Genomic DNA, 7,387 nt, shown 5'->3' on the forward strand with positions numbered 1-7,387 from the left:
TAATAATTTTTTACTTTGCTTTCTCTTTTCTATTTAAGCAAGTCCTGCTTTACGAACAGCGTCAAATCCGCGCTGCAAATCGGCAAGAATATCGTCAATATGTTCAGTTCCAATAGACAAACGAATAGTACCTTCATGAATGCCCTGATCTTCCAACTCTTCAGAAGTTTCCTGAGAGTGCGTAGTAGATGCAGGATGGATAACCAATGACTTTACGTCAGCAACATTTGCAAGCAATGAGAAAAGCTGTAAATTGTCAATAAATATGCGAGCTGCATCCCTTCCACCTTTAATATCAAACGTGAAAATAGAGCCTCCACCATTCGGGAAGTAGCGCTTATAAAGCTCGTGATCAGAACGACCTTCAATAGAAGGATGACTTACAGATTCAACCTCTGGCACAGTTTGCAAATATTGAACAACCTTCAACGCATTCTCAACGTGACGCTCAACACGCAAACTCAAAGTTTCCGTGCCTTGCAAAAGCAAGAATGCAGCAAACGGGCTAATGCAAGCGCCAGTATCGCGCAAAATAATCGCACGAATACGAGTCACAAAAGCCACAGATCCTAAAGCATCATAGAAGTTCAAACCATGATAGCTAGGGTCAGCTTCAGTAAGAGTTGGGAATTTTCCAGGGACTTTAGCCCAATCAAAATTGCCGCCTTCAACAATAATGCCACCAAGAGTTGTGCCATGGCCGCCAATAAACTTCGTAGCAGACTCAACTACAATATCTGCACCATGCTCAAGCGGACGGAACAAGTATGCAGTTGCAAAAGTGTTGTCAACAAAAACAGGAAGATTGTGGCGATGCGCAATCTCGGAAATAGCCTCAAAATCAGGCAAATCAGCATTAGGATTACCAAAAGTTTCAAAGTACACGAGCTTCGTATTCGGCTGAATTGCATCCTCGAAGTTCTGAGGATTCTTAGGATCCACAAAAGTAGTTGTTACACCATCTCGAGGAAGAGTATGACGAAGAAGGTTATAAGTTCCACCATACACATTCTTTGAAGACACAATGTGATCGCCCTGCTGAGTGATGTTACGAATAGCATAGTCTACAGCTGCCGCACCAGAAGCAACAGCCAAAGCTGCAGTTCCACCTTCAAGAGCTGCAATTCTACGCTCAAAAACATCTTGAGTAGAATTCGTCAAACGGCCATAAATATTTCCAGCGTCACGCAAATCAAAACGAGCAGCGGCATGATCAAAATCGTGGAACACGTAGCTTGTTGTTTGATAAATAGGAACTGCACGAGAATCAGTTGCCGGATCCGCCTGCTCTTGACCAACATGCAACTGCAAGGTTTCAAAATGATACTTTCCTTGCGTTTCTTCAATATCGCTCATAATACCCCTCCAGTTTTGCGACTTTTTCAAACAGTAGATTAGTTTGCTTCAGCTCACTTTGCGCATCCACTTACTTTTCCGTTTTCTGTTTACATATTTATTTAAGTGATAACGACAATATGCCACTATGGTTCATTCGTACATACCTGCGGTTATCAAAATTAGCTATAACGAATTAACAGTTTGCAAAAAATAGCGAAATCTGTTTTAGAAAAATACAGAAAATATACTGAATTTCTAATACAACACGCCGTATGCAGCTTTTATCCACAATGCTTAAAAAATCTGGATTACTRCTCAATAAGCACAGAAAATAGCAGCATGATTACACAAAAACACATTATTGACGATGAAATTATCTCGCTTGACGAGATTGACGACGCTGAGACTGCTCAAGTATTTTTGCAAGAAAAACTTGAACAAGTGTCCAACGAGCTTCAAGATGATTCTCTTGAAAGTAAAGAGTTGGGAAAACTGGGAGAAACATACGCAGCTTTGCGACTCATACAAAAAGGGTGGCACGTTATTGACCGAAACTGGCATTGCCGTAATGGAGAGCTAGATTTGGTGATGATTACTCCAGAACAAAAATTGGTATTCGTGGAAGTAAAAACTCGAAGAAGCGTACGTTGTGGCACTCCACTTGAAGCAATTACTCAAGAAAAATGTAGCAAATTACGTACAACTGGTATGAAATGGCTGGAAGAATTCGGAAGCGATATACCTCCTTACCGTATTCGATTTGACGCTGTATCAATTCTTATTATTAACAAATACACTTATCCAGATTCTGCATATGAATTGCAATCTTTGGAAGAAATTGAAGATAATTCATCAATCCAATTCAAGCATGTTCAAGGAGCATTCTAATGCATATTGGAAACGCAACATCAATAGGACTTATTGGTCTTAAAGCTTTTACTATTCAGCTGCAAGCTTTTATATCTGGAAATATGCCAAACTTTTCTATTATCGGCTTACCTGACACTTCATTAAGCGAAGCAAGAGAGCGCGTTAAATCAGCTCATTTTGCGTTGCATTGTAAATGGCCTGAAGGAAGGGTAACAGTAAACTTATCACCTGCTTCAATGCCAAAAAGCGGAGCATCATACGATTTAGCTATCGCGGCAAGCATACTAAGCGCAGAAAAGTATATTCCACTTACAGAATTAGAAAATACAGTTATTTTAGGAGAACTAAATCTTGACGGGACAGTATTACCTATTCAAGGCATTCTTCCTATTGCACTTTACTCAAAAAAGATGCATTTTAAACGAATGCTTATTCCGCAAGAAAATCTTGCCGAAGCGCAACTTGTAGATGGAATTGAATCTATTGGAATACACCATATTTTAGATTTAGTGACGCAATTGCATGGCAGTTTGAGCGAAGAATCACTCAAGCTTATTGAAGAAGACCCTGCGTATAAACATATGCAAGTCCTTGAACGAAATGGAAATTATAACAATGGAGAAGAAGATTATAATTCGTCAATTCACGAAGAAAGCACTTCTCCACTACAAATTGAACCAAAATATGAAATTGGAGATATGTCTGAAGTAATAGGGCAAGAACATACAAAATGGGCTCTACAAGTTGCTGCAGCTGGAGGGCATCACGTAATGATGATTGGGCCTCCAGGATCTGGGAAAACCATGCTAGCTTCACGAATACCAAGCATTATGTGTCCACTTAACGAACAAGAACAGCTTGAGGTTGCTTCAATTCGTTCACTTTGTGGAACACTACCCTATTACGGAATTAGCAATATTCCACCATTTGAAGCACCTCACCATACTGCTTCAGCAGCTTCTCTTATCGGAGGAGGAACAGGAGTTGCAAAACCTGGGATTATTACTAGAGCACATTGCGGAGTGCTGTTTATGGATGAAGCTCCAGAGTTTTCTCCTAGAGTATTGCAAACCCTAAGAGAACCATTGGAATCAGGGCATATTGCTATTTCTCGTTCAAAAGGGACAACTCTTTATCCAGCTAAATTCCAGCTTGTTGTTGCTGCAAATCCTTGTCCTTGCGGATACGCATACGGAAATGGAGAACGATGTACTTGCAAAGAGCGCGAAAGAGCACGATATTTTTCACGCCTTTCAGGTCCAATTCTTGACCGTATTGATATTCAAATGGATGTACCTCCAGTAGAACGAATTATTATTTCAAACCATCATCAAGACAATGCACAAAACTCAGTTAAAAACACGTATCTGAATAGCAAAACAATGCGAGATAACGTAATAGAAGCTCGTAAAATTGCTCGCGACCGTTTTATAAAACAAGGCTGGGATTGCAACGCACAAGCATCTGGAACATGGCTTAGAAAATACACTTCACAGCAAGCTGTAGGACTTATCAACCGTGCATTAGAAAAGCATCAATTGAGTTTGCGAGGAGCAGATAGAGCATTGCGACTCGCGTGGACGCTTGCTGATCTTTCTGGACACACTTCACCAGACATGACAGACATTGCACAAGCAATCAGTTTAAGGACACGAATATGAATACTAAGAACATAAACAACACGGATAACAATGAAGAAACCATTAGTTCACCTAGCGATTTTTCTTCACCAGACGAAGAAACAATATCTCGTGCAATACTTACATTCTGCCTTGAAGGAGCGGATGCAATTATGTACACGCTACTATTGGGATCTAAAAGCGCTAAAGAAATTGTTTCAATATTAAAAACAATTGTGAAAAATTTTACGAAACAACAATCAACAGGCTCAGCTCAACAAATGCAACTTCCAATTATTAGTGAAGTAGCAGATCAAGAAAACGATGCCAATTCTAAAACTTTTAGCTCAAGAAAACGTAACAAAAATCAAGAATTAGTATCTACAATGATAAGTTTCATAAAAAACCATAAAGAACTTACACTCTTAGAAAATTATTTCAAGAAGGGCTTAACAGCGTGGGGTTATCACAACAATAATGCGCCTAAGTCTTTAGAAGTGTTACACAATTCTATTTCAAAATGGTGCGTTCGATTATTGCATTTACCAACATGGAATAATGAATCACTATGTCAATGGTTCACTTCTGGCGGAAAGCAATGGATTATTGCACCACACAGCAAATATTGGCCGAAACAATTACAAGATTTGGCTTTTCAGAGTCATTTCTCACCACCTTTATGCTTGTGGGGTGTAGGGAATCCACAAGCATTAACACAATGTCATAATCCACTTGCTATTGTTGGCTCACGCTCTTGCACAGACTACGGAAGAGAACTTGCATATCAATTTGCTTATGATTGCGCTTCGAAAGGCCATACTGTTATTTCTGGTGGAGCGTACGGAATTGATGCAGCAGCACATTGGGGCGCATTAGATGCACAAGATGTAGATGAAAATAAGCCTACAGGAAAAACCATTGCTGTATTTGCTGGAGGATTAAATCATATGGGACCCAGATGCAATTATCAGCTTTTTGAACAAATTATTGCAAAAGGCGGAGCGTGTATTAGCGAACTATGCCCAGATACAACACCTGTAGGCCACAGATTTTTATTACGAAATAGAATTATTGCAGCTCTAGCATCAAAAATTATAGTTGCTCAAGCAAGATTACAATCCGGAGCGCTAAATACTGCAACATGGGCAACTGATTTAAATCGCGAACTATACGCCATACCAGGAGATATCAATCAGCCTAATAATGCAGGATGCAACAAGCTAATACACGATTCACAAGCTATAATATTGTGTTCAAATCAAGATATAGATATTCTGTTTCCTCAATCTCATCATTACTTTGCTTATTCTCAACCTAAACCAGAAAAATTAAGTATAGACTATAAAAATTATGACAATACGCAAAAACTAATTATCGACGCAATTACAACATGCAAACGCAAACGTGAACTTGCAAATGTTGACAGAATATACGAAATAATAAAAGCTTCTTACGAAGAAAAACAATTAGATTACATACCATCTATTGCTGAAATTTCTGGGAAAATTGCATTGCTAGAATTGGAAGGAATTATTGTACAAAATAAAGAAAATTTAACATTATCACAGCAAAAAGTAGCGTAAAATAACGCGCCCAATACAAGATATGTGAGAAAATAAAAGTATGCAATCAAGCGAATACTACGATGTTATTATTGTTGGCGCTGGAGCTGCAGGATTATCTGCAGCACTAGGATTAATTAAATCCGAAGAATACGCATGTATGAGAAAAGGAGGAAAAACACCATCAATTTTAGTGATTTCTAAAGTGCCAGCATTGCGTTCACACACGGGTTCTGCTGAAGGAGGTATAGCAGCAAGCCTTGGAAATGTTGAACAAGACAAATGGCAATGGCATTATTATGACACAGTTCATGGCGGAGATTGGCTAAGCGATCAAGATGCAGCAAAGCTACTTGCAAAAGAAGCGCCGAAAACAGTTATTCAGCTTGAACATGATGGCGTAGCATTTTCTCGAACGCAAAATGGGTATATTAATCAACGCCGTTTTGGTGGGCATACTGCTAATTTTGGAAAGAATCCAATTGAACGTGCGGCTTTTGCTGCAGATCGTATTGGTCACCAAATTTTGCATAGCTTATGGCAACAATGTGTTTCCGAGAATATTGTATTTGCTGAAGATTGTTACGTAACAGATGTTGCTATAAACGATCAAACTATGAGCGTTGAAGGAATTGTTGCATTTGATTTATCTGCAGGAAACTTGCGAGCAATAAGGTCTAGATTCTTACTTTTAGCTACAGGCGGATCGGGAAGATTATTTGCAACAACATCTAATTCGTGGGATTTAACAGGCGATGGCATGGCTTTAGCTCTAAAAGCAGGATTACAACTTGAAGACTGCGAGTTCATTCAATTCCACCCTACTGGACTAGCTCATACTGGCATTCTGCTTTCAGAAGCAGCAAGAGCTGAAGGCGGCGTGCTTAGGAACTCAAATGGCGAAGCTTTTATGAAAAAATACGATGAAGTACATGCAGATTTAGCTCCAAGAGATGTTGTTTCTCGTGCAATTGCCAAAGAAATTCGCGAAGGAAGAGGTGTAAACGATTCAACAACTACGCAACAAAGCAATTCGCATAACGATTGTGTTTGGCTAGATATGACACATATCAGCCGAGAAAATATGTTAGGATACTTGCCACAAGTTACAGAAACTATTGAAAAATATGCTCATCTTGACCCAACTTGCGATTTAGTCCCAATTCGCCCTACAGCTCACTACACAATGGGCGGAATACCGATAACTTTGAATGGAAAAGTATATAGATGGCAAAATAACAACCAAAATATTGTTTATGGTTTATACGCTGCCGGAGAATGCTCATGCGTAGGAGTGCACGGAGCTAATCGATTAGGAGGAAACTCCTTGCTTGACGCATGCCTTTTTGGAAATCGTGCGGGAGCAACAATAGCAAAGGAATTGAAAAACTTAAACAAGGATGATGAAACTAACAGTAACGAAATCAATGAAACGAACGAAACGAACGAAACCAATAAAACTATCTCAAGTAATGTTGCACTACAAGTCTTATATAAACAAAGAAATAATGAACTTAATCAGCTTATGGAAACGAGTGCGAAGCAAGTTACAGATTTTACAGACAACAGTTATAACGACGAATCTTCACAAATAGAAGAAGATAATCCTTATAAATTATTTGCAGATTTAGGAAAAATCATGGAAAACGCTGTTGCAATATCATGCGACGAACAATCAATTAAGAAAGCACTCAATGACATACAAGAATTTATAGATCCTAAAATTCAGTCATTACACATTCATAGCGATAATTTAGTTTTTAACCAAGAAATTACTGCAATATGGGAAATAAAGAACATGTCACTACTTGCAAAAGCAGTATTACAATCTTCACTTGCTAGACATGAATCTAGAGGTGCTTTCTTTAGAAGAGACTATCCAAAACATGATATTTCTTCATTGCCACAACACTCGTTCATTGACTTTGATGGAAACTTGGCAAAAAAGCCAGTGAATGTTATTGATTTTAAACAAGATAGTAAAGGAGATTTTTATAC

General features: G+C 38.7%; 5 protein-coding genes. 4 read left to right on the forward strand and 1 reads right to left on the reverse strand.

The window, feature by feature from the left end:
* Positions 1-33: 33 nt before the first annotated feature.
* Positions 34-1,356 carry an O-acetylhomoserine aminocarboxypropyltransferase/cysteine synthase family protein gene (locus A5294_RS04695; protein WP_004106910.1) on the reverse strand — a complete coding sequence of 441 codons (1,323 nt, stop codon included), beginning with the start codon at positions 1,354-1,356 and terminating at the stop codon, positions 34-36.
* Between the two features lie 321 nt (positions 1,357-1,677).
* On the opposite strand from A5294_RS04695, the gene A5294_RS04700 reads away from it, so the two are divergent.
* From A5294_RS04700 to A5294_RS04715, 4 genes are all read left to right on the forward strand, one after another.
* On the forward strand, positions 1,678-2,226 hold the full coding sequence (locus tag A5294_RS04700; protein WP_064340590.1) for a YraN family protein: 549 nt from the start codon (positions 1,678-1,680) through the stop codon (positions 2,224-2,226).
* The gene (locus A5294_RS04705; RefSeq protein ID WP_064340591.1) at positions 2,226-3,869 is read left to right on the forward strand and encodes a YifB family Mg chelatase-like AAA ATPase; all 1,644 of its coding nucleotides are present in this window, start codon (positions 2,226-2,228) and stop codon (positions 3,867-3,869) included. Before A5294_RS04700 ends, A5294_RS04705 begins: the two co-directional genes overlap by 1 nt.
* A complete protein-coding gene (gene dprA / locus A5294_RS04710) occupies positions 3,866-5,410 on the forward strand; it encodes a DNA-processing protein DprA (protein ID WP_064340592.1) in 1,545 nt (514 codons plus the stop codon). The genes A5294_RS04705 and dprA overlap by 4 nt, the downstream gene beginning before the upstream one ends.
* Positions 5,411-5,450: 40 nt before the next feature.
* Positions 5,451-7,387: FAD-binding protein (locus tag A5294_RS04715; RefSeq protein ID WP_064340593.1), on the forward strand; the 1,937-nt coding region annotated here is incomplete at its 3' end.

It is taken from the genome of Gardnerella sp. 30-4 (assembly GCF_001641215.1).
GTDB lineage: Bacteria > Actinomycetota > Actinomycetes > Actinomycetales > Bifidobacteriaceae > Bifidobacterium > Bifidobacterium leopoldii.